Source organism: Nocardia uniformis NBRC 13702 (assembly GCF_001613345.1).
Taxonomy (GTDB): domain Bacteria; phylum Actinomycetota; class Actinomycetes; order Mycobacteriales; family Mycobacteriaceae; genus Nocardia; species Nocardia uniformis.
In genome coordinates this window covers 13,015-32,573 of the sequence record NZ_BDCE01000086.1, presented here as the reverse complement: position 1 = coordinate 32,573, position 19,559 = coordinate 13,015, and the positions used below count along the sequence as shown (strand labels likewise).

Below are 19,559 nucleotides of genomic sequence, written 5' to 3'. Positions count from 1 at the left end.
TCGGTCGCACCCGGTTCGCCGGGGTTCGGGGTGGGATGAACGAGAGGTCGCGGGGTGCTTCACACGGGTGATGTGTTCGCCGGGTACACCATCGAGCGTGTGCTGGGGCTGGGCGGGATGGGTTCGGTGTATCTGGCTCACCATCCGCGGCTGCCTCGATTGACGGCGCTCAAGCTGTTGAATCGCGAGATGTTCTCCGATGCGGAGGTGCGGGCGCGGTTCGAGCGGGAGGCGGATCTGGTCGCGCGCCTCGACCACACGAATATCGTCACGGTGTACGACCGGGGGCTCGAGGACGATCAGCTGTGGATTTCCATGCAGTATGTCGACGGGGTCGATGCCTCCTCGCTGAATCCGGAAACCTTACCGCCGCAACGGGCGGTGCGGATCGCGGGCGAGACCGCCGCTGCTCTCGACTATGCCAACGGCATGGGGGTGCTGCACCGGGATGTGAAACCGGCGAATGTGCTGATCGGCACCTCCCCGGGAGGTCATGAGCGCGTCTTTCTCACCGATTTCGGAATCGCGCGACTACACGATGACAGCACCCATCTCACACGCACCGGAACCTTCACGGCGACCATCGAATTCGCTTCACCCGAACAGCTCACGGGGATGCCGATGGACGGGCGCACGGATCAGTACTCGTTGGCGTGCACACTGTTCTGGCTCTTGACGGGGTCACCGCCGTTCTCCTCGCGGGATCCGGCGGGGGTGATCGAGGGGCACCTGCGGGAGTCGCCGCCGGAACCGAGCAGGTTGCGGGCGGGGCTGCCGCGAGCCCTCGACGCCGTCCTGGGTCGAGCCTTGGCGAAGCGACCCGAGGATCGGTTCGGGTCATGCGTGGAATTCACCGATGCGGCCGTGCGGGCGCTCACCGGGTCGGACAGTGCGCCGACAACGGTAGCGCCCTCGTATGCCGCACCCGTTGCGCCGCAACCGGTTCCGGTGCGACGGCAACCCGCATCACAATCGCCGCACTCCCCCGCACCACAGCCCACGTACGCACCCGCACCGCCACCCGCCTACGCACCCGCGCCACAGCCCACGTACGCACCCGCGCCACAGCCCGCGTACGCGCCACAGCCCGCGTACGCGCACGCTGCGAACTACGCGCCCCCTCCGACCTATCCGCACCCTCCCGTCCCGCCCTACGGCCGTCCACCCCGCCGCTCCCGCGCCGGGGTCATCCTCGGCCTCTGCCTCGGCCTGGTCGTCGTACTCGCCGTCGCCGCGGGCATCGCTCTCACCGTGAGCAACCGCAATGCCGAACCCACCTTCGATGAGGCGTCCAAGGCGGTCGTCGACGAATTCCCGAATCTGATCAGGAATATCGAGAAGGTCCCGTCGACTAACTGGATCGCCACCGGTTTCGACGGGACCGAGTGCTACACCGACATACCCAGCGAAGCCCAATGGCAGACAGAGGAATTCAAACCGCAGATGGGTCAGTGGCGCACCCGGTGGACCTGCTACGGATCCGGCCGTCCGAGCTATCAGATCTTCGGATACCAGACGGCCGATGAGGCGCGGGCGGTCATCGAGGCACTGTCGAACCAGACGAGCGCCCCCGCGGTCAACGGCGGCCACACGTACACCAACTACGAATTCCTCTACGACCCGCCACCGCACGCGGAAGGCCTCATTACCGACTTCACCGGTAACGCCGAGCGCGACAGGTACCTCATGTACACCTCGACCATGTACGGCAACCACACTCTCGACGAGTTACGCGCCTTCTGGACCTCGCTCCCCATGCACTGAACGGCAGTCAGCGCAATGAGTTACGGCCGAGGGCGTACGCGCGGGGCAGCCCCCGCCACCCCGGCATGCTGGTGGCTGGACTCACCACTGCGGCGGTGTGGGATCCCCGCCGAGTGCACGCCGCAATGACGAGGGCGACGGTGGGCGACACAGACTTCGCCCCACTGCGCCGCTGCGACTCAACCCCGGTTGGACACCGTGGCGGTGCCCAGGCCGAGACCGGCGAGGCAGGTGAGCAGGAAGTCGTTGACCGCCTGCGGATTCTCCAACTGGACTAGGTGGCCCGCGCCGGGCACTTCGATGACCGTGCGCAGGTCGGGAACGTGGGCGCGCATGGTGGCGAGGGGGTCGCGGCCGCTGAAGCCCTCCATATCGGGATCGTGTTCGCCGTAGAGGAAGAAGGCGGGGACTTCCACCTTGGCACCGGCGTAGGCGGCGGTGAGTTCCCAGTTGCGGTCCAGATTGCGGTACCAGTTCAACCCGCCGGTGAAGCCGGTGCGTTCGAAATCCTCTACGAGGGTGTCGAATTCGGCCTGAGTGAGCCAGGTCCACGGCATTTCCGGGGCCTCGGGGAGGACGTCCAGGTAACCGAGGCCCGGGGGGTTCTTCCAGGTGTCGAGGTAGTGGTACGCGCCGCTGAGCGAGTAGTACACGCGCCCCAGGAATTCCCTTGTGCGCGCGGCGAGTTCGACATCGGCGACGCCCGGCTCCTGGAAGTAGGACAGGTGCAGGAAGTGGCGTTGCGCGGCCTTGGTCCAGAAGTCCGAGGGCGGTCGCGGCGGGCGGGGGGCGAACGGGTTGTTCAGCACCATGACCGCGGCGACCCGTTCGGGGGCGCGCAGCGACAGCTCCCATACCAGTTGCGCCCCGAAATCGAGGCCGACGAAGACGGCCTGCTCGGCTCCGATGTCATCGAGCAGCGCGAGCAGATCGCCGATGACGGCCTCGTTCGTGTACGCCTCCGGATCGGCGGGCGCCTCGGTGCGGCCATATCCGCGCAGGTCGGGGGCAATGGCCCGGAATCCGGCCCCGGCGAGCGCCTCGACCTGGTGATGCCAGATGAAGCCGGTGTGCGGGAACCCGTGGCAGAAGATGACCGGATACCCCTGCCCCCGCTCGGTGACATGCATTCGGATTCCGCTGGTCTCCAGCATTCGCCGCGTCGACTCCACTACCGCCTCCAAGTTCTAGAACACGTTCCTGTTTCAAGGTAGTGTCCACCGGTTGTGAGCGAAATACCCAAGATTCTCGACGGCCGGGTCGCGGTGGTCACCGGCGCGAGTCGCGGTATCGGCAAGGGCATCGCCCTGGAGCTGGGCGCGGCGGGCGCGACCGTGTATGTCACGGGGCGCAGCACCACGCCCGGACATCTCCCCGGGACCGTGCATGCCACCGCCGACGAAATCACCGAACTGGGTGGGGTCGGGGTGGCGGTGGTCTGCGATCACCACGACGACGCGGCGGTGGAGCGGTTGTTCGCGCAGGTGCGCGACGAACACAGGCGACTCGATGTGCTGGTGAACAATGTCTACAACTCACCCTCGGCGGCGCGCTGGCTGGGCCGCAAGTTCTGGGAGGTGCCGCCCAAGGCCTGGGATGAGACATTCGATATCGGCGTCCGATCCCATTACGTGGCAGCCGTTTTCGCCGCACCGCTCCTCATCGAGGCGGGCGGTTTGATCGTGAACGTCTCCTCGCCGGGTTCGCAGCGGTATATGCACAATGCCGTCTACGGTGTCGGCAAGACCGCCCTCGACCGGCTCACCGCCGATCTGGCCCACGACCTCACCGAGACCGAGGTGACGGCGGTGTCGATCTGGCCGGGAATCGTGGATACCGAACTGCTGCAAATGGTACCGGCCGACGACCAGGGTCGCCGCCTGGTCACGCTGCCCGGGGAGGGCACCTTCGATCTGGCCGCCGCGGAAACGCCGCGTTTCCCGGGGCGCGCGGTGGTGGCACTCGCGGCCGATGCCAAGCGCCGCAATCGCACCGGAAAGGCTTGGCGGGTAGCCGATCTGGCCGAAGCGTACGGGTTCACCGATCTCGACGGCCGTATTCCGCGCGCCGACTAGCTCGACCCGAGCGAACCGGTGGAGAAATCAACAGAAGGAGTGCACAACATGCGTCGCGTTTTCATCGTGGGTGTCGCCATGACGCCGTTCGTCAAGATCGGCTCCCGCGAATGGACCTATCCCGAAATGGTCGGCGAGGCCGTGCGCGGTGCGCTCGGCGATGCGGGCGTCACCTATGACCAGGTCCAGCGCGCCGCCGTCGGCTACGTCTTCCAGCCCTCCGCGGCCGGGCAGCGCGCCCTCTACGACGTGGGCCTGACCGGTATCCCGATGGTCAACGTCAACAACAATTGCGCGACCGGCTCCACGGCGCTCATGCTGGCGCGCGAATGGGTCGGCAGCGGTATCGCGGAGGCGGCCCTGGCGGTCGGCTTCGAGCAGATGACCAAGGAGGCCATGGCCGGACCGGCCACCAAGCCCAAGGTCACCACCGTCGACAAGCCGCTCGGCGTCATGCGCGGACAGTACGACTTCGGCAATGCGCCGATAACCACGCAGTTCTTCGGCAATGCCGCCATCGAGCATATGAAGCTCTACGGCACCACACCCGAGCAGCTGGCCCGGGTGGCGGTCAAGAATCACGAACACTCCACCCGAAACCCCTTGGCGCAGTTCCAGGATGCGTACACCCTGGACCAGGTGTTGACCGATAAGCCGGTACACGGGCCGCTGACCCGCTCGCAGTGCTCACCCATGTCCGACGGCGCGGCCGCGGCGGTCGTGGTGAGTGAGGAGTTCGTGCGGGCGCACGGGCTGCAGGATCAGGCCGTGGAGATCCTCGCGCAGGAACTGGCCACCGACGACGCGTCGGCATTCTCGACCGGCTCCATGATCGATGTGGTCGGCGCGGGGATGACCCGGCGGGCGGCGGCGAAGGTGTTCGACACCGCCGGTATGACCGCCGCCGATGTCGATGTGATCGAACTGCACGACTGCTTCTCCATCAACGAGCTGATCACCTACGAGGCACTGGGCCTGTGTGGCGAGGGTGAATCGGGTGCACTGGTGGAGTCCGGTGCGACCACCTACGGCGGCACCTGGGTGGTGAACCCGTCGGGCGGGCTCATCTCCAAGGGTCACCCGCTCGGCGCGACCGGTCTGGCGCAGGCCACCGAATTGTCCTGGCAGCTGCGCGGACTCGCCGGTGAGCGGCAGGTGCCGGACGCGAAGATCGCACTGGCGCACAATCTCGGCCTCGGCGGCGCGACCGCCGTCACCCTCTACGCGGCACCGAACGCACGCTGACCGAAACGGGAGTTCACAGAACAATGACCACAATCGATCCCGATACCCGCCTGCGGATGCCCGTGCACAACGGGCACAGCCTCCTGGCCGGACTGCGACGCCACCGGAAACATCCCGTAGTGACACTGGGCGATACCGTGCTCACCGGCGCGGATGTCCTCGACGCCATCAGCCGGTACGTGGCCGCGTTCGAGGCCAACGGTCTACAGACCGGCAGCCCGGTCGGTGTGCTCGCGCTGAATCGGCCCGAGGTGCTGTTCACCATTGCCGCCGGACAGGTTCGCGGGCATCGCCGCACCGCGCTGCATCCGATCGGCGGACTCGATGATCACGCGTATGTGCTTGCGGACGCGGGCATTACGACGTTGGTCCTCGATCCGGTACCGGCGTTCGTGCAGCGCGCCCGAGACCTGGTGGACCGGGTGCCGGGGCTCAACAAGGTGCTCGTGCTGGGTCCGGTGCCGGAAGAATTGTCCGATGTGGGCGTCGATTTCCTGGCCGAGGTCGAGAAGTTCGAGGCCGGTCCGATCGAAGCGGTCGAACTGCGCCCCGACGATGTCATCTCGATCAGCTACACCGGTGGCACCACCGGAAAGCCCAAGGGCGTCATCGGTACCGCGCTCGCCATGGCCACCATGACCCAGATTCAGCTGGCGGAATGGGAATGGCCGAAGCGGCCGAAATTCCTGATCTGCACACCGCTTTCCCATGCGGGCGCGGCATTCTTCGTGCCCGTGGTGCTGCTGGGCGGCGAATGCATTGTGCTGCCGCGCTTCGATGCCGGGGAGGTGCTGCGCGCCATCGAGGAGCACAAGATCAGCGCCACCATGCTGGTGCCGTCCATGATCTACGCGCTACTCGACCACCCCGACGCCGCGACCCGCGATCTGTCGTCCCTCGAGACGGTGTACTACGGTGCGTCCGCCATCGACCCGACGCGTTTGACGCAGGCCATCGAGAAGTTCGGGCCCATTTTCGCGCAGTACTTCGGGCAGTCCGAGGCGCCGATGGCGATCAGCTACCTCGCCAAGGATGAGCACGACCAGGCGCGACTCAGCTCGTGTGGACGGCCCTCCACCTCGCTGCGCGTCGCCCTGATCGATGCCGACAACCAGATCGTCGCACCCGGTGAGGTCGGCGAAATCTGTGTCTCGGGACCGCTGCTCGCGGCGGGCTACCTGAATCTGCCGGAGGTGACCGCGGAAACCTTCTCCGGCGGGTGGCTGCGCACCGGCGACCTCGCCCGCGAGGACGAGGACGGGTTCCTCCATATCGTCGGCCGCAGCAAGGACATGGTCGTCACCGGCGGATTCAATGTCTTCCCGCGTGAGGTGGAAGATGTGGTGGCAGAACACTCCAGCGTCCTCGACGTGGCGGTGGTCGGGGTGCCGGACCCGCAGTGGGGCGAGGCCGTCACCGCCGTGGTCGTCTTCGACGCGGCGACGGCCGGTGACCCGGCGGCCATCGAAACCGTGACCGCCGAGATCCAGCAGACCGTCAAACAGCGCAAGGGATCGGTACAGGTCCCCAAGCATTTCGTGGTCATCGAGAAATTGCCGCTCACCGGACTCGGCAAGCCCGATAAGAAGGCCGTCCGGCTCATCGCCCAGGAGCGCCTGGGTATCGCCTGATCACGCCCGGTCGGTGGCCGGACGCCCGGCCCGCAGTGCGCGCACGAGTTCGGCTCCGCTGCGCGCACTGTCCGCGGCCGCCTCGACCACCGCGCGAGTCATGAAGTGCCCCAATGCCGTTGCCACGAAAACGGCCGCAATGAGAATCGGGGCCCACTCCCAGGTCAGTGCCAGCATCATTCGCTCGAAGGTGCCGCGCGGTTCCACCACCGGCTCCCACGAATTGAGCCGCACCCAGCGCCCGAGGAAAACGCCCACCGCACACAGCAGGTGCACGCCGAGGGTTACCGGCGTCCGCCACGACCGGAGTCCCGAACGGTCCAGGAACCGGGTTATCTCGCGCAATACCAGGTAGTAGGCCAGGAATCCGGAGGCGATGAACGCGGCGTACACCGGCAGTACGGTCGTCACCACCGGACCGTCCCCCGCCCACCGAATGTCATCGCGCAAATGCACGAGATCGGTCACCACATACGGCGCGTTCGGCAGGAACAGCACCAGCAATATCAGCCCGCCCCACCACACCGGCGATACCGGTAGGCGCCGCTCCCCCGGCCGCCCCATTCGAAATACCACCAGCGCCAAACCCACTGGTATCCACGCCAATATCGTATTCCACACCATCCAGAACACATTCCGGTGCAGTACCCCCGCCAGGCTGGGCCCGACCGCCTCCATAACGTTCATGTGCCCATCATGCCCACGGCTGCGCGCCATCCGCGCTTTCTTTCAGAGACTCCACACTTTCCACACAACACCCGCACCGGAGCCGCACATCAGCGACAGCGAAGTCTGACGGGCATCGAGCTGATCGCGCGCGCTACAAGCCCAGACCCCGAGCGAGAACCGGCCATGAATCGATGAAGTCGTCGTTCCAGTAGCCCCAGGAATGAGTGCCGGAGGGACGGAAATTATATGTTGCCGGGATACCCAGGGAATCCAGCTCGGCTTTGAGATTGCGGGTGCAGAAATTCGTCGCGGCCTCGATCAGTCCGCCGACAATAAGTTGGTTGGCGAGGGTATTGGTCCCGGTTCCGCCGGAGTACCTGTTGTCGAGCGTGTCGTGCACACCCGGTAGACCGTTTCCGGTGGACAGGTACAGATCCAGACCTCGCAGTCCGTGCGCATTGAGCACCGGATCGTTTTCCGACCAGGCCGGGGCACCGGCGGGGCCGTACATATTCTCGGTGTCACCGCCGCCCCACACATCCACACCGAGTTTCACGAATTCCCGGCCGATCGGGTCGGCGGTCTGGGCGCAGCCGGAGTAGGCGGCGACCGCCGAGTACAGGCCGGGTTTGTGAATCGGCAGGTTGAGAACCGTGGTGCCCGAGGTCGATAGACCGGCGACGGCATTGATTCCGTTGGTGCCCAGCGCGGCATCGATCAAGGGCGGCAGCTCCTCGGTGAAGAAGGTGCGCCACTTGATCTTTCCGCGCGTCGGATCCTCATTGATCCAGTCGGTGTAGTAGGTGAACGCGCCACCGATCGGCTGCACCACGTTCACGTTCTTATCGGCGAGGAACCCGGAGACGATATCGGTCCTGGTCTTCCAGTTCGCGGATCCTTCCCCGCCATCCGCGCCATTGAGCAGATACAGCGTCGGTCGCGGTACGGAAGCGTCGGCTGGGCGCTGCACATCCACCGGAAAGTGCTGCTCCATCGCTGCCGAGTACACGAACAACCGAATAGTGCGGTCGCCGGTGAAGGTCGCCTTCATGATTCGCGAACCATTCGATGCGACCGGATCGGCCAGCAGTTCCCGCGAATCCATAATCGGATCGCTCGCCGCCGCGGTCGTCACCCCGATCCCCACCACCATGCCGGCAAGAACTCCGGTCGCCACCGCAACCGCCGCGACTCGCTCGGCACTGCGGCGGATGTATCGACGAATCAAGGTCCTACCCGTGCTTTCCCACTCCGCCGACGGCCGACCACACCCTTACCCGGTCGCACAGAACCTTATCCGATCGGTTCCGGTCGAGGACGAGATCGGCGCCGCCATCAGCGCCCGCGCGATGGGGTGAAGTCCGCCCAGCACAGATCACCCGGGCACCGCGCTCGGCGATGCCCGGGTGATCTGGGTTTCGGATCAGGCGAACTTGATCTCGAGGCCGATGCCGAGGATGGCGATCAACCAGATGATTCCCGTGAAGATGGTGATGCGGTCGAGGTTCTTCTCGACAACGGTGGAACCGGACAGGCTTGATTGCACGCCGCCACCGAAAAGGCTGGACAGACCTCCGCCCTTGGCGCGGTGCAGCAGCACCAGCAGCACCAGCAGCAGGCTGGTGATGATCAGGAGGATATCGAGGAACATCCGCATAGGGGACATCCTATGCGCACGTCGGCGGAGGGTTCGCATCCGCCCTGCTCATAGCGACCCCCTTCCGCGCCGTCCGCAATCACCTTCGCCCATCCCGCCACATCTCGCGTGATCCTGGAAAAAAGGTGGGAGGAGATTGGCACTCGACATCCCTGGCTGTCCCGCACCTACCCACACGCCAGGCGAGTTCACTCGCCCTTCACATGAGATCTCGACATCTCCGGACGCGTCCCCGGATGGCTCTACGCCTGGGCACGCACCGATGAGCGGGCGAGGGTCATCGGCCCGATCTCGGCGTACCACCGCACCCGCGAGAAGTTGCCTTGGAACCTCGTCGAGCAATGGTCCTGGACTGGCGATGAATTCCCGGCGGCCGTCTCGTCTAACAGTGCAGCGGGCGCTTTTGCGCCAGGCGTGACGAGCGGAAAGGCTTCCGATGACCGAGATCGAACCGCAGCGGGCCGAGGGAAAGGTCCTGTTCCACTTCACGATGTCGTTGGACGGGTTCGTGGCGGGACCGGGCCACGCCATGGACTGGATGACCGGGTTCACCGGACGCGACGGCGTGGAGCAGGAGTACATCGCGACCACAGGCGCAGTCCTCGGCGGCCGGGACGGCTGGGACTGGGAGGGGCCGATCTTCATCCTCACCCACCACCCCGAGGACGCCGCGCCAGCCGAGGGCGTCACGTTCCTGAACTGCGACGTCGCCGAGGCAGTACGGATCGGTCTCGAGGCTGCCGACGGCAAGAACCTCGAAGTCCTCTCGCCGTCGATCGGCCGCCAGCTCCTCGAACGCGGTCTGATCGACGAGATCGACCTGCACATCGCGCCGATCCTGCTCGGCGACGGCATCCGGCTGTTCGACAGCCCTGGCGGGCGGCCGATCCGGCTCCGGCACGCCCAGGGCTCGCATCCCGTCGCCGAGGTGGACGTGCGCTTCCATCCCGTGACAACGAAGTAGCAGCCAGATCCGATCCTGACACCAGTCTCCAACCAGCCGGTTACAGCGGGCGGTAGCGAACCTTCACTCCGCCACGGGGAACGACGACAACCGAGCGGCGAACGGGTTGTTCTTCGTGGCGCTGTGCGGGGGTGAATTCGCCTGCTCGCAGGAGAGTGTGTGTGGCGATGATGAGCTCTCGCTGGGAGAAGCTGGCGCCCAAGCAGCGTTTGATGCCACCGCCGAACGGGATCCAGCCGTAGGTCGAGGGCCGCGTTCCCAGGAATCTTTCGGGCCGGAACTGGTCCGGCTGTTCGTAGATTCGGGGGTTCTTGTTGACCGCGTCGATGTAGAGCACGATCCGGGTGCCGGGCGCGAGGAGATGCTCGCCGAGTTGGTAGGGACCGGTGGTGACACGGGAGGTGAACGGTACCGGTGGCCGCAGTCGCATCGTCTCGTTGATCACCGCGATCGTGTATTCGTTTGCGCCGGTGTCGGCTTCGGCGCGCACGCGAGCAAGGGATCCGGGGCGATGCAGCAGCGCGTCGAACATCCATGCCAGGGTGGTGGCGGTGGTTTCGTGTCCGGCCAGCATCAGTGTGATCAGATCGGCGAGTATTTCCGCGTCGGTCAGCCCTTCGCCGGTTTCGGTGCGTGCACACATCAGCAGTGACAGAACATCTTGGCGCGCAGCCAGTTCCGGGTCCTGTCGGCGCTGGGAGATCGTGGGTTCGACTACCGCGGCGACGGCGCGGTTGATTCGGGCCAGCTGCGGCCACCACCGCAGTGTCCCGGTGCCGCGCAGGACGTAGCGCAGGACGGTCTGCTCGGTCAGCGCCAGGTCGAGCAATTCCGCGAACGGCTGCCCGAGCCGGGTGATCTCGGCGCGATCGGTGACGCCGAAGATGATCCGCACGATGATGTCGAGGGTGAAATCGCGGGCGGCGTGCAGCATCTGGAACGGGCGGCCGACCGGGAATCGAGCCAACGCCCGGCGGGCCTCTTCCTCGATGATCGGGTTGTAGCTGTCCAGTGCTTGCCCGTGCAGTGGTGGAGTCAGCAGTTTGCGGCGACGTAGGTGCTCGGGTTCTTCCTGTACGAACATCGAGTCGTGGCCGTAGATCGCTGCCGCCGGACCGACGCCCTCCCCGCCGAGCAGCACATCGGGTTTCGCGGTGAAGACCTGCTTGACCAGATCGGGATCCGAGACCACCGCCAGCGTGCCCAGCCCCAACATCGGCAGCTGCATGAGCGGTCCGTAGTGCTCGATGAGCCTGCGCGCCAGGCGTTCTCCTCCGAGGAGATACCCCGCGCCGTAGGCCGCACCCATTCCCGGCCAGGCCGGAAGACCGGGAGGGGCATCGAGCCGATCGGTATCCGGATCGGTCGCTACCTGCTTGTGTTCGATGGCCACAGGACTGTCCTCTCATTCGACACACAGCAACGCATAGAGAAACTAACTGATTCTCTATGATGAGAGTACAGGCAGTTTCTGTATGATCAAGACGCTATCGTCGTAGTCATGAGCCGGACCGCGCCCCCAGACCTCACCTTCGGGCAAGAAGTACTCGGGCTGCTGACAGGATTGGCTCCACCGCCCCTTCCCCGGCACCGGCACGACCTGTCGCGTGAGGACGTGCGAGCCTCCCAGGCTGCGCGAATCGTGGCTGCGGCAATGGAATTGTTCGCCGACAACGGCTACGCCGCGACCGCGGTCAGCGACATCACCAAACGTGCCGGGGTCTCGCGTAAGACGTTCTATGAGCTCTACGACGATAAAGAAGACGCCTTCATCGACAGCTACCGCGTGGTGGAGATGCTCGTCGTCGGGTCGGGTACCGGTGAAACAACCGGCGCCTGGACCCCGGTGTCCAGCCCCGAGGCTGTCTCGGAACTGGTCGAACGGTTCCTGCTCCTGCTCGGCTTCGCCCCGGCCGCGACGAAGATGTTCTTCCTCGAAGCCGTCGGCGTGAGCTCGCGCGTGCGCGCCCGCCGCAACGAAGCGATCACCGAGTTCGTCGCCGCGGTCACTCCCACCATGCAGGACCTGCGAGCCCGATTCGAGCCCGGACTGCCCCCGCTACCCACGGATGTGTGCCACGCGATGACCGCCGCAGCGATCGAGTTGATCATCGAGTACCTCGCCGACCACGAACCGACCGAACTCGTGCAACTCACACCACGCTTCACCCAACTCATCCGCGCGATCGTGACCCCCAACCACACCAACTGACAGGTCCGGTCACGGTACCGACTGCGATCGGCTCCCAACCATACGAACCAGGCCGGGCGCTTGATGTCGAACGCACTACTCTGACACCCCTTAGGTCAAGAGGGACTGCCCCGAGTTGGTCGACGCGCCGATCCCAGTGTCCTGGGGACGAACGAGTACGCCACTTGCGGTTACGCAGCTGGCCACCGTTTCATGCGGTTCGACGGCCCAGTCCGAGTGTGTGGGCGATACGTGCCATGAGTTGAGACATCCTGGCCGGGAACGAATTCGGTTCCGGCACGGTGACCGGGCGGACCCGGGCGTTGTGAATTGCCGTGATTTTCCAGCCGTTTTCGGTTCGTAACAGCACGACGGTTTGCCGGGAGAGCCGCCGCTTCGGCAGGCGTGAGCGCCAGGGCATCAGTACCGAGGCGGTGCCGTACAGGATGGCCACATCCGGGGTGAGGTAGCGGATGGATTCCAGTTCGCCGGTCAGAGCCGATCCGGCCAGGACGCCACGGAACAGTTGGTCGTGGTTGTGCTGATGCTGTCCGCGTCCGATGGCGCGGGTGCCGTCGTAGGAGACGTAGTCGGAGTCCTCGGTGAAGAGCGCGCCGAAGGCTTGTGCGTCATTGGCGGTCCAGGTCCGCTGGAGCTGCTGGAATACCTCGTCGATGGCGATGTCGTCGGTGGAGTGTCGGGTCTGGTTCATGGAGCGAGCCTCTCGGTGCTATCGTTTCGATCGTCGAAATAAACGATAACAGGAAGTTTCGAATGTCGAAAGATGATGAAATCATCAGCGAGATCGGGCAGCAGTTGCGGCTGTTGCAGCGCAGCTTCGACAGCTTCGACGAGGCGGTAGCCGCGCGGCTGCGACTCAATCGCACCGATATGCGGTGCCTGGACATCGTGTTGGGGCGCGGGCCCCTCTCGGCAGGTGAGCTGAGTTCCGCGTTACGGCTCAGCCCCGCCGCCACCACCACGGTCATCGACCGGCTCGAACGAGCCGGATATGTCTCGCGCGCACAGGATCCGGGTAATCGGCGGCGGGTGCTGATCGAGCCGACCGCAGACACACGGAGGATGGCGGAACTCATTTTCGAACCCGTGGGCCGGGCCGGGGCGGCCGCGCTCGGGCGCTACGACAGCGACCAACTGCGCCTCATTCTCGACTTTCTCGAAACGGCTCTGCGCGTCCATCAGGAACAGACCGACCTGGTTGCCGAACGCACTCGGAACGAAGGATCCGCACCAGCTTGACATCGATTGTGGCCGTTTCGAACTGCGCACTTTGCGGCATTATCGTGCGTGGTGCACCACTGTCCTCGAGGTGCCCGAACACGATGAAGTCCCACCCGATCGAGAGTCTCCCGAATGCCCGGACCGCACTACATCGCTCATGAATCACCTGTTGACCGGGGTAGTTCCAATTACATAGCCATGGCCAACCTCGAACCGTACGGCTTTCCCGACACTCTCGAACAGCTCTGGCTCGAGCCACAGGGTGAGGACACCTTCAAAGTTTCATGCATTCCCTTCCGCGTCTACGGCCTCGCGCTCAGTGATCGAGTGAGGTTGGATCCGGCCGGTCAGCAGGTGACCGAACTGCTCGAGAAGTCTGAGCATCGCGTCTTTCGCATCCTCCTGCTGCCAGCGCTGTCGGATGGCGAGGCCACACGGCTGCACGGTGCCATCGACGACGCCGTAACGCAGAGCCACCTGAAATCAGAGTGGAGCGGGGATCGCCACATCGCGATCGACCTGCCACCCGGCCGCGACATCCAAATCGTGTGGGCGCTGATCAAGGACGCTGCCGACGGCGGCAGTATCGCGTGGGAGTGGGGCGACGTCGAGCAGTTCCAGCCCGGCGACGTGAATTAGCCGGTCCACGTCGTGGTTCGCTGTCGGCACAGCGAGCGATCGGATGGCCGCAAGGCGCGGTCGCTACCTCATCGGCATTTGCGCGCACTCCAACGGCCCGAGATCGCTTGGGTTCACGCGGTCGTGGTTACTTCGCAACCGGCCAGCACCAGCGAACCTTCGCTCTTCGACATCGCGCAGGGGCGGAAAGGGTTTCGCCGTCCGGGGAGGCGCAGATAGCTGGTTGCGATCGGCCGCGAGAAAGCTGGTCCGGCTGCCATTACCCGGAGCGCCTCAAGTCCCAGAGGGTAACGGTGCTCCCGCCGATTGCCAGCACACCAGTGGAGTTGAGCGCAACCGCGTTTGCGCTGTAGCCGTAGATGGGCAGCCCCATCGGCTGCCCGATTCGGGTGTCCCACAGGCGGATCGTGGTACCGGCGGCCGCGAGTACCGCGCCATCGGGGCTGAAGGCTACAGCCTTGTACGAGCCCTCACTACTGTCCGCATAGCCGGTGGTCCGCGTAACGGTGATGTTGGGAGATTGTCCCTGTATCCGCCAGAATTGGAGCCGCCCGCCGCCCGAAACAAGCGTCGTGCCATCGGGGCTGAATGCGACGGTGGCCGGGTCCACAGAGTGTGCGAGCGGTTGCCCGAGCGGTTGCCGAGTCGCCGTGTCCCAGAGGCGAACTGTTTGGTCCGCGCCTGCCGTGGCGAGCAGGGTGTTGTCCGGGCTGAACGCTATTGCCCCCACCTGGCTGGTGTGTCCTGTCAACTGCCCCACCGGATATCCCGTACTGGCATCCCACAAGCGCACGATGTTGGCCGTGGCAACGGCTGACGTAGCGGTGGCAAGCAGAGCGCCGTCTGGACTGAACGCCGCGACAGCGACGAAATCATCGGCGCCGGTCAGCGACTGGCCGATCGGTAGGCCATCACCGACCCGGGCCAGGGGTGCGCCCGATTGCCGCAATGCGAGCACAGCGCCGTCGGGCCGAATCGCCAGCACCGAGTGCTGGTACCGGTGTACGACGCTGGTCGTGACGACGTCCCAGATCCGATCGTCCCCCGCGATCAGCGTGCCCTCTCGATTGAAGAAACACTGGTACGTGTTGTTCTGGCTGGTAAGAGTGGCACGCAAGGTGACCGGCCAGCCCGGCTTCGCCGCCGTTGGAGTCGACGGTTCTTCTCGACGCAGGACAGGAACCGCCACACCGGCAGCGGCGAGCGGCACGAGCGCACTCGCGCCGATCAACAACCGCCTGCGGCTGATCGCACGCGACCGAACGAGCCGCGGAGCGGGCATGGTGCGGTCGAATTGTGCTCGCGCCGCGGCCGATACCTTCGCCGCCAGCTCCCCGCAGCTGGCAAAGCGGTCATCGGGATTCTTCGCCAAGGCACGAGCGAGGATCTCGTCGACCGCGCAGGGAAGATCGGGGCTCATGTCTGTGACCCGTGGCGGTGTGGCGGTGAGATGCGCACCGATGATCGCAGCTTGGTCGGAGTGAATGAACGGTGTTCTGCCGGTCAACATTTCGCACAGGGAGCAGCCCAGCGAGTAGACGTCGGCGCGGTGGTCTGCGACCCCGCCCAGGAAACGTTCCGGGGCGGTGTAGGAGAAGCTCGCCATCATGCCGGACAACGTCACTGTGTGGTCGGCGGTACGGGCGATTCCGAAATCGGTGACCAATGCGCGTTCGCGGCCGTCGGGCCCGACTTCGACCAGCATATTCGCGGGCTTGACGTCCCGGTGCAGCACACCTGCGCCGTGCGCGTAGTCGAGCCCTGCCGCGATATCGCCGATCAGCTGCGCCACCTGTGCCAATCGCAGCGGCCCCTGCCGCCGAACCAACGCCGAGATATCCGATCCCGCAATATATTTCATGGCGATCCAAAGCTGCGGGTCACCCGGGACCGCATGGTCATAGACCGGCACGATATTCGGGTGCCGCAAGCTCGTCGCCAACGCCGCTTCCCGCTCGAAATTTCGCCGCGTCTTCGCGTCAGCGACGGACACGCCATCGAGCACCTTCAGCGCGACTTCCCGATCGGTGCTCGGGTCGCGAGCCAGATAGACCGCGCCCATTCCGCCGACACCCAAGAGTCGGTCGACGATGTACCCCGCGACGACCTCGCCTGACGCCAGCCTCACACCACATCCCTCCGGCTACAACACGATCGAGGGCAGTCTTACTATCAATGAACGTGATGTCCAGCCAGATACGCTGCTGGATTTCCGCGACCAGAATCAGCGGCGTTTCGGCGTACTGCTGGGTGGGATCGTTGCCGCGGAGGACATCCCCTCCGACAGCTACACGTCGCCGCCTCGATCCGGGTCCAGGCCAACATCGACCTGCGGCGTTACCGCGAAGTCGAGTTCGGGCATGGTTTCGGCATCGCTGGATTCTTCACTATCTGACCCGTTCCATCAGCTTCTGCCAGACATCGTGTATTCGGCTAGTTAGACACTTGCTGTCAGGATCGGGTCCTGGCCAGGTAGTTCAGAGAAGCAGGCGTGTTCGTGGATGCGTGATCCGACGTCGGCGCCGCCTGTCGGCTGCAGGCAGAGCCTCGCCTGGTCAATTCACTCGATCAGCGGCACAGCAGGTACTACGGCTCCAGTTCGAGACTGAGCCCGACTTGGTAGCCGCCCGCGCGGGCCTGGGGAGTCACCGCAGGTGTCGCATCCGCGGCACCAGTGGTCTCTTGCTGCTCGCTCGGCATGACGTCAGCTGATACGTCCCCGGTGGGAGAATCTTTGTCGGTCATGTCAATTGCTCCTTCAGGCTGATTGCGGATCGGTCGAAAGAAGTATGGCGGCAGTTGACCATGGCAACAGGCTGGTTGGCGCAACCTGTCCGTTTCCGATGGCGGCCACGTCGCCCACTCGGCACACCCGGCCGGATCAACCCGCATCCATGAACCGAACACCAGCGGCGAGGCAAGCGGCGTCACCGCCGTCACGAATCGTTCGGCCGATATCTGTCGCGAATAAGTCATCGCAGATCATGTGCCCCATGACGCCTGCCCCGGCTGGCACCTGGTGGCCCGACACCTACAGCGGAGGCAACTGCCGATGACCGTCTCGACGGTGATTCTCATCCTTCTCTAGCTTCCGGTACTGAACTACTGGGCGCACAAGGACAGTCACACGAGTAGCTGTCGTCACGGGGATCGGGGCCACCTTCTTCTTCGGCCTTGCGTCGAGCGATTCTCCGGACGACGACATGGACAACCGAGACGGTGAACTGTTACGCCGACATCGCCGGCTACCCGGCACGGAACGCGATCCCACACGTCCACACGCTGGATCAGCGGTGGCCTATCGGGCATATTTGGGGCATGAAGTACGTGTTGCTGATCTGCGACGACGAGACGTGCTCGCCGACCATGGAAGAGATCGCCGCGGACCCCGCGTATCACGCGTTCTCGGCGGAGGTGGAGCGGAGAGGCGCGAGTCTGGGTGGCGCGCGGCTGCGTCCGGTGGCGGATGCGACGACGGTCCGCGTTCGGGACGGCGAGACGCTGGTGTCCGACGGGCCCTTTGCCGAGACGAAGGACTTCGTCGGTGGCATCGACATCATCGAGTGTGCGGATCTGGACGAGGCGATCGCGATCGCGGCGCTGCATCCCTATGCGAACCGGGGTTGTGTCGAGGTCCGACCCGTGTGGGAATGACTGCGCCGCAGGAGGTTCGGGCCGCGGTGGACGCGGCGTACCGCGATGAGTGGGGTCAGGTTGTCGCGACCCTGATCGGGATGACCGGGGATTGGGATCTGGCGGAGGACTGCGCCCAGGACGCCTTTGCCGCGGCGCTGACGACCTGGCCGCGCGATGGTGTTCCGGCCCGTCCGGGGGCTTGGCTGACCACGACGGCACGCAACCGCGCCATCGATCGTCTGCGTCGGGATACGGCCGCCACCGCGAAGTTGCGACAGCTCGCCCTGCTCCCCCGAGACCCCCTCGAGCCGACGACAGAGGCCATTCCCGACGATCGACTGCGACTGATCTTCACGTGCTGCCATCCCGCACTGCCGTTCCCGGCCAGAGTCGCCCTGACCTTGCGCACGCTGGCGGGTCTGAGCACCGCTGAGATCGCCAAAGCGTTCCTGACCGCCGAATCCACGATGGCGCAACGACTGGTACGCGCCAAACGCAAAATCGTCGAGGCCGGTATCCCATATCGGGTCCCACCTGCTGAGATGCTGCCGCATCGGCTCAGCGCCGTCCTGGCGGTGCTCTACCTGATCTTCAACGAGGGCTACGACGACGAGGACGGAAGCCGAGGGCTGGCAGCGGAGGGGATTTACCTGGCCCGGGTATTGGTTCGACTACTGCCCGACGAACCCGAGGCGCGCGGCCTGCTGGCCCTGATGCTGCTGCTCGAGGCACGCCGTGCGCACCGCACCGACGACGGCGTGCTGGTACCGCTGGAGGATCAGGACCGATCGCGCTGGGATCGCGCTCTGATCGCGGCGGGTACCGAGACGCTCGAGACGGCACTGGCCATGCGGCGTTCCGGGCCGTACCAGGTGCAGGCGGCGATTGCCGCCTGTCACGCCACCGCCGCCGACGCGGCGGCCACGGATTGGCCGCAAATCGCGATGCTGTACCGCGAGCTGGCGCGGCTGGCACCGTCGCCGGTGGTCGACCTGAACCGTGCCGTGGCGATCGCGATGGCCGACGGCATCGGTGCCGGTCTCGCTCTTGTCGACGAGCTCGCCGAATCCGGCCGTCTGGACGGCTACTATCTCCTGCCCGCGACCCGAGCCGATCTTCTGCGCCGCAACGGCCAGGTGCGCGAGGCGGCCGCGGCATACGAGGCAGCGCTGAAACTGGCACCGACAGCGGCTGAGCGACGCTATCTGACCGCGCGCCTGCGCGGGCTCTGAGCACCTCGCGGCGGTCTGTAGAAAATTCTGGAACTTTCTCGCGGATCGATGTCTATTCCGCGAGACCTCCTTCGTCGGTGGGGCACAACCACCCGATAGAGAGAGGCAGAACAATGTCGAACACCGAGTACCTGACCGCAACGATGTCCATCGACCGGGCGCCGGACGAGGTCTTCGCGGCCATCACCGACGTGCGCGGATGGTGGAACGAGAACATCATCGGCAATACCGCCGCCCTGCACGACGAATTCGTCTTCACCGACGACTCCGAATACGCCGGGGAGACGGTCGAGGCCAAAACCGGCATCCGGTACTGCCGATTCCAGATCACCGAGGTCGTGCCGGGCCGACGCATGGTCTGGCACGTCGTGGATTCCGCCCTGACCTTCATCGATGACCGCCACGAATGGACCGGCACCGACGTCGTATTCGATATCGGCGCGACCGACCACGGCACCACACTCCACTTCACCCATGAAGGGCTGACCGCGCAATCCGAATGCTTCGAGGCCTGCTCACGCGGCTGGACCTTCTACATCACGAAGAGCCTGCCGCAGTTGATCACCACCGGTACCGGAGATCCCATCACGAAGTACGAGGCCTGAGGCGTCGGC

General features: G+C 65.2%; 19 protein-coding genes. 11 read left to right on the top strand and 8 right to left on the bottom strand.

Annotation, left to right across the window (positions count from 1 at the left end; genetic code table 11):
* Positions 1-54: 54 nt before the first annotated feature.
* Positions 55-1,764, top strand: coding sequence for a serine/threonine-protein kinase (locus NU1_RS31520; RefSeq protein ID WP_067527118.1), 1,710 nt, complete (start codon positions 55-57; stop codon positions 1,762-1,764).
* Positions 1,765-1,943: 179 nt separating this feature from the next.
* On the opposite strand, the gene NU1_RS31515 is transcribed toward NU1_RS31520, so the two are convergent.
* Positions 1,944-2,918, bottom strand: coding sequence for an alpha/beta fold hydrolase (locus tag NU1_RS31515; protein ID WP_067527117.1), 975 nt, complete (start codon positions 2,916-2,918; stop codon positions 1,944-1,946).
* A 72-nt stretch (positions 2,919-2,990) separates the two neighbouring features.
* Between NU1_RS31515 and NU1_RS31510 the strand changes: the two genes are divergently transcribed.
* From NU1_RS31510 to fadD8, 3 genes are read left to right on the top strand one after another with little or no spacing between them, the layout of a single operon-like run.
* On the top strand, positions 2,991-3,839 hold the full coding sequence (locus NU1_RS31510) for an SDR family NAD(P)-dependent oxidoreductase (RefSeq protein WP_067527116.1): 849 nt from the start codon (positions 2,991-2,993) through the stop codon (positions 3,837-3,839).
* A gap of 48 nt (positions 3,840-3,887) precedes the next feature.
* Positions 3,888-5,084, top strand: a complete 1,197-nt coding sequence (locus NU1_RS31505; protein WP_067527115.1) for a thiolase C-terminal domain-containing protein — start codon at positions 3,888-3,890, stop codon at positions 5,082-5,084.
* A 23-nt stretch (positions 5,085-5,107) separates the two neighbouring features.
* Positions 5,108-6,715, top strand: a complete 1,608-nt coding sequence (gene fadD8, locus NU1_RS31500) for a fatty-acid--CoA ligase FadD8 (protein ID WP_067527114.1) — start codon at positions 5,108-5,110, stop codon at positions 6,713-6,715.
* On the opposite strand, the gene NU1_RS31495 is transcribed toward fadD8, so the two are convergent.
* The 3 genes from NU1_RS31495 to secG form a co-directional block, all read right to left on the bottom strand.
* On the bottom strand, positions 6,716-7,402 hold the full coding sequence (locus tag NU1_RS31495) for a DUF1361 domain-containing protein (protein WP_067527113.1): 687 nt from the start codon (positions 7,400-7,402) through the stop codon (positions 6,716-6,718).
* Between the two features lie 133 nt (positions 7,403-7,535).
* The gene (locus NU1_RS31490; RefSeq protein ID WP_067527112.1) at positions 7,536-8,537 is read right to left on the bottom strand and encodes an alpha/beta hydrolase; all 1,002 of its coding nucleotides are present in this window, start codon (positions 8,535-8,537) and stop codon (positions 7,536-7,538) included.
* A gap of 270 nt (positions 8,538-8,807) precedes the next feature.
* On the bottom strand, positions 8,808-9,041 hold the full coding sequence (gene secG, locus NU1_RS31480) for a preprotein translocase subunit SecG (RefSeq protein ID WP_067527110.1): 234 nt from the start codon (positions 9,039-9,041) through the stop codon (positions 8,808-8,810).
* Between the two features lie 436 nt (positions 9,042-9,477).
* Here secG and NU1_RS31475 point away from each other — a divergent pair, with 436 nt between their 5' ends.
* A complete protein-coding gene (locus NU1_RS31475; RefSeq protein ID WP_067527109.1) occupies positions 9,478-10,005 on the top strand; it encodes a dihydrofolate reductase family protein in 528 nt (175 codons plus the stop codon).
* 40 nt (positions 10,006-10,045) lie between these two features.
* On the opposite strand, the gene NU1_RS31470 is transcribed toward NU1_RS31475, so the two are convergent.
* Entirely contained in the window at positions 10,046-11,314 is a 1,269-nt protein-coding gene (locus NU1_RS31470; RefSeq protein WP_067527195.1) for a cytochrome P450, read from the bottom strand.
* 192 nt (positions 11,315-11,506) lie between these two features.
* On the opposite strand from NU1_RS31470, the gene NU1_RS40820 reads away from it, so the two are divergent.
* Positions 11,507-12,217 carry a TetR/AcrR family transcriptional regulator gene (locus NU1_RS40820; protein ID WP_084521984.1) on the top strand — a complete coding sequence of 237 codons (711 nt, stop codon included), beginning with the start codon at positions 11,507-11,509 and terminating at the stop codon, positions 12,215-12,217.
* 190 nt (positions 12,218-12,407) lie between these two features.
* Here the strand turns inward: NU1_RS40820 and NU1_RS31460 are convergent, their stop codons facing one another.
* Positions 12,408-12,908, bottom strand: a complete 501-nt coding sequence (locus NU1_RS31460; protein ID WP_067527108.1) for an SgcJ/EcaC family oxidoreductase — start codon at positions 12,906-12,908, stop codon at positions 12,408-12,410.
* A gap of 62 nt (positions 12,909-12,970) precedes the next feature.
* Between NU1_RS31460 and NU1_RS31455 the strand changes: the two genes are divergently transcribed.
* Positions 12,971-13,456 carry a MarR family winged helix-turn-helix transcriptional regulator gene (locus NU1_RS31455; RefSeq protein WP_067527107.1) on the top strand — a complete coding sequence of 162 codons (486 nt, stop codon included), beginning with the start codon at positions 12,971-12,973 and terminating at the stop codon, positions 13,454-13,456.
* Positions 13,457-13,636: 180 nt separating this feature from the next.
* Positions 13,637-14,077, top strand: a complete 441-nt coding sequence (locus NU1_RS31450; RefSeq protein ID WP_067527106.1) for a DUF4265 domain-containing protein — start codon at positions 13,637-13,639, stop codon at positions 14,075-14,077.
* Positions 14,078-14,336: 259 nt separating this feature from the next.
* Here the strand turns inward: NU1_RS31450 and NU1_RS31445 are convergent, their stop codons facing one another.
* A complete protein-coding gene (locus NU1_RS31445; RefSeq protein ID WP_067527105.1) occupies positions 14,337-16,205 on the bottom strand; it encodes a WD40 repeat domain-containing serine/threonine protein kinase in 1,869 nt (622 codons plus the stop codon).
* Positions 16,206-16,663: 458 nt separating this feature from the next.
* Complete coding sequence (locus tag NU1_RS41945) at positions 16,664-16,822, bottom strand: hypothetical protein (protein ID WP_157553304.1); 159 nt, start codon at positions 16,820-16,822, stop codon at positions 16,664-16,666.
* A 573-nt stretch (positions 16,823-17,395) separates the two neighbouring features.
* On the opposite strand from NU1_RS41945, the gene NU1_RS31440 reads away from it, so the two are divergent.
* The 3 genes from NU1_RS31440 (at position 17,396) to NU1_RS31430 (ending at position 19,550) form a co-directional block, all read left to right on the top strand.
* The gene (locus tag NU1_RS31440; RefSeq protein ID WP_067527193.1) at positions 17,396-17,731 is read left to right on the top strand and encodes a YciI family protein; all 336 of its coding nucleotides are present in this window, start codon (positions 17,396-17,398) and stop codon (positions 17,729-17,731) included.
* Positions 17,728-18,945 carry an RNA polymerase sigma factor gene (locus tag NU1_RS31435; protein WP_067527104.1) on the top strand — a complete coding sequence of 406 codons (1,218 nt, stop codon included), beginning with the start codon at positions 17,728-17,730 and terminating at the stop codon, positions 18,943-18,945. The genes NU1_RS31440 and NU1_RS31435 overlap by 4 nt, the downstream gene beginning before the upstream one ends.
* 113 nt (positions 18,946-19,058) lie before the next feature.
* Entirely contained in the window at positions 19,059-19,550 is a 492-nt protein-coding gene (locus NU1_RS31430; RefSeq protein WP_067527103.1) for an SRPBCC family protein, read from the top strand.
* The last annotated feature ends 9 nt before the right edge of the window (positions 19,551-19,559 follow it).

Excerpts from the sequence above, each read along its gene's own strand:
- NU1_RS31475 (WP_067527109.1), top strand. The coding sequence starts at position 9,478 with ATGACCGAGATCGAACCGCAGCGGGCCGAGGGAAAGGTCCTGTTCCAC.
- NU1_RS31495 (WP_067527113.1), bottom strand. The coding sequence starts at position 7,402 with ATGAACGTTATGGAGGCGGTCGGGCCCAGCCTGGCGGGGGTACTGCAC.
- NU1_RS31435 (WP_067527104.1), top strand. The coding sequence starts at position 17,728 with ATGACTGCGCCGCAGGAGGTTCGGGCCGCGGTGGACGCGGCGTACCGC.
- NU1_RS31430 (WP_067527103.1), top strand. The coding sequence starts at position 19,059 with ATGTCGAACACCGAGTACCTGACCGCAACGATGTCCATCGACCGGGCG.
- NU1_RS31440 (WP_067527193.1), top strand. The coding sequence starts at position 17,396 with ATGAAGTACGTGTTGCTGATCTGCGACGACGAGACGTGCTCGCCGACC.
- NU1_RS40820 (WP_084521984.1), top strand. The coding sequence starts at position 11,507 with ATGAGCCGGACCGCGCCCCCAGACCTCACCTTCGGGCAAGAAGTACTC.
- secG (WP_067527110.1), bottom strand. The coding sequence starts at position 9,041 with ATGCGGATGTTCCTCGATATCCTCCTGATCATCACCAGCCTGCTGCTG.
- NU1_RS31490 (WP_067527112.1), bottom strand. The coding sequence starts at position 8,537 with ATGGTGGTGGGGATCGGGGTGACGACCGCGGCGGCGAGCGATCCGATT.
- NU1_RS31460 (WP_067527108.1), bottom strand. The coding sequence starts at position 12,908 with ATGAACCAGACCCGACACTCCACCGACGACATCGCCATCGACGAGGTA.
- NU1_RS31470 (WP_067527195.1), bottom strand. The coding sequence starts at position 11,314 with ATGGGTGCGGCCTACGGCGCGGGGTATCTCCTCGGAGGAGAACGCCTG.
- NU1_RS41945 (WP_157553304.1), bottom strand. The coding sequence starts at position 16,822 with ATGACCGACAAAGATTCTCCCACCGGGGACGTATCAGCTGACGTCATG.
- NU1_RS31455 (WP_067527107.1), top strand. The coding sequence starts at position 12,971 with ATGTCGAAAGATGATGAAATCATCAGCGAGATCGGGCAGCAGTTGCGG.
- fadD8 (WP_067527114.1), top strand. The coding sequence starts at position 5,108 with ATGACCACAATCGATCCCGATACCCGCCTGCGGATGCCCGTGCACAAC.
- NU1_RS31505 (WP_067527115.1), top strand. The coding sequence starts at position 3,888 with ATGCGTCGCGTTTTCATCGTGGGTGTCGCCATGACGCCGTTCGTCAAG.
- NU1_RS31515 (WP_067527117.1), bottom strand. The coding sequence starts at position 2,918 with ATGCTGGAGACCAGCGGAATCCGAATGCATGTCACCGAGCGGGGGCAG.
- NU1_RS31450 (WP_067527106.1), top strand. The coding sequence starts at position 13,637 with ATGGCCAACCTCGAACCGTACGGCTTTCCCGACACTCTCGAACAGCTC.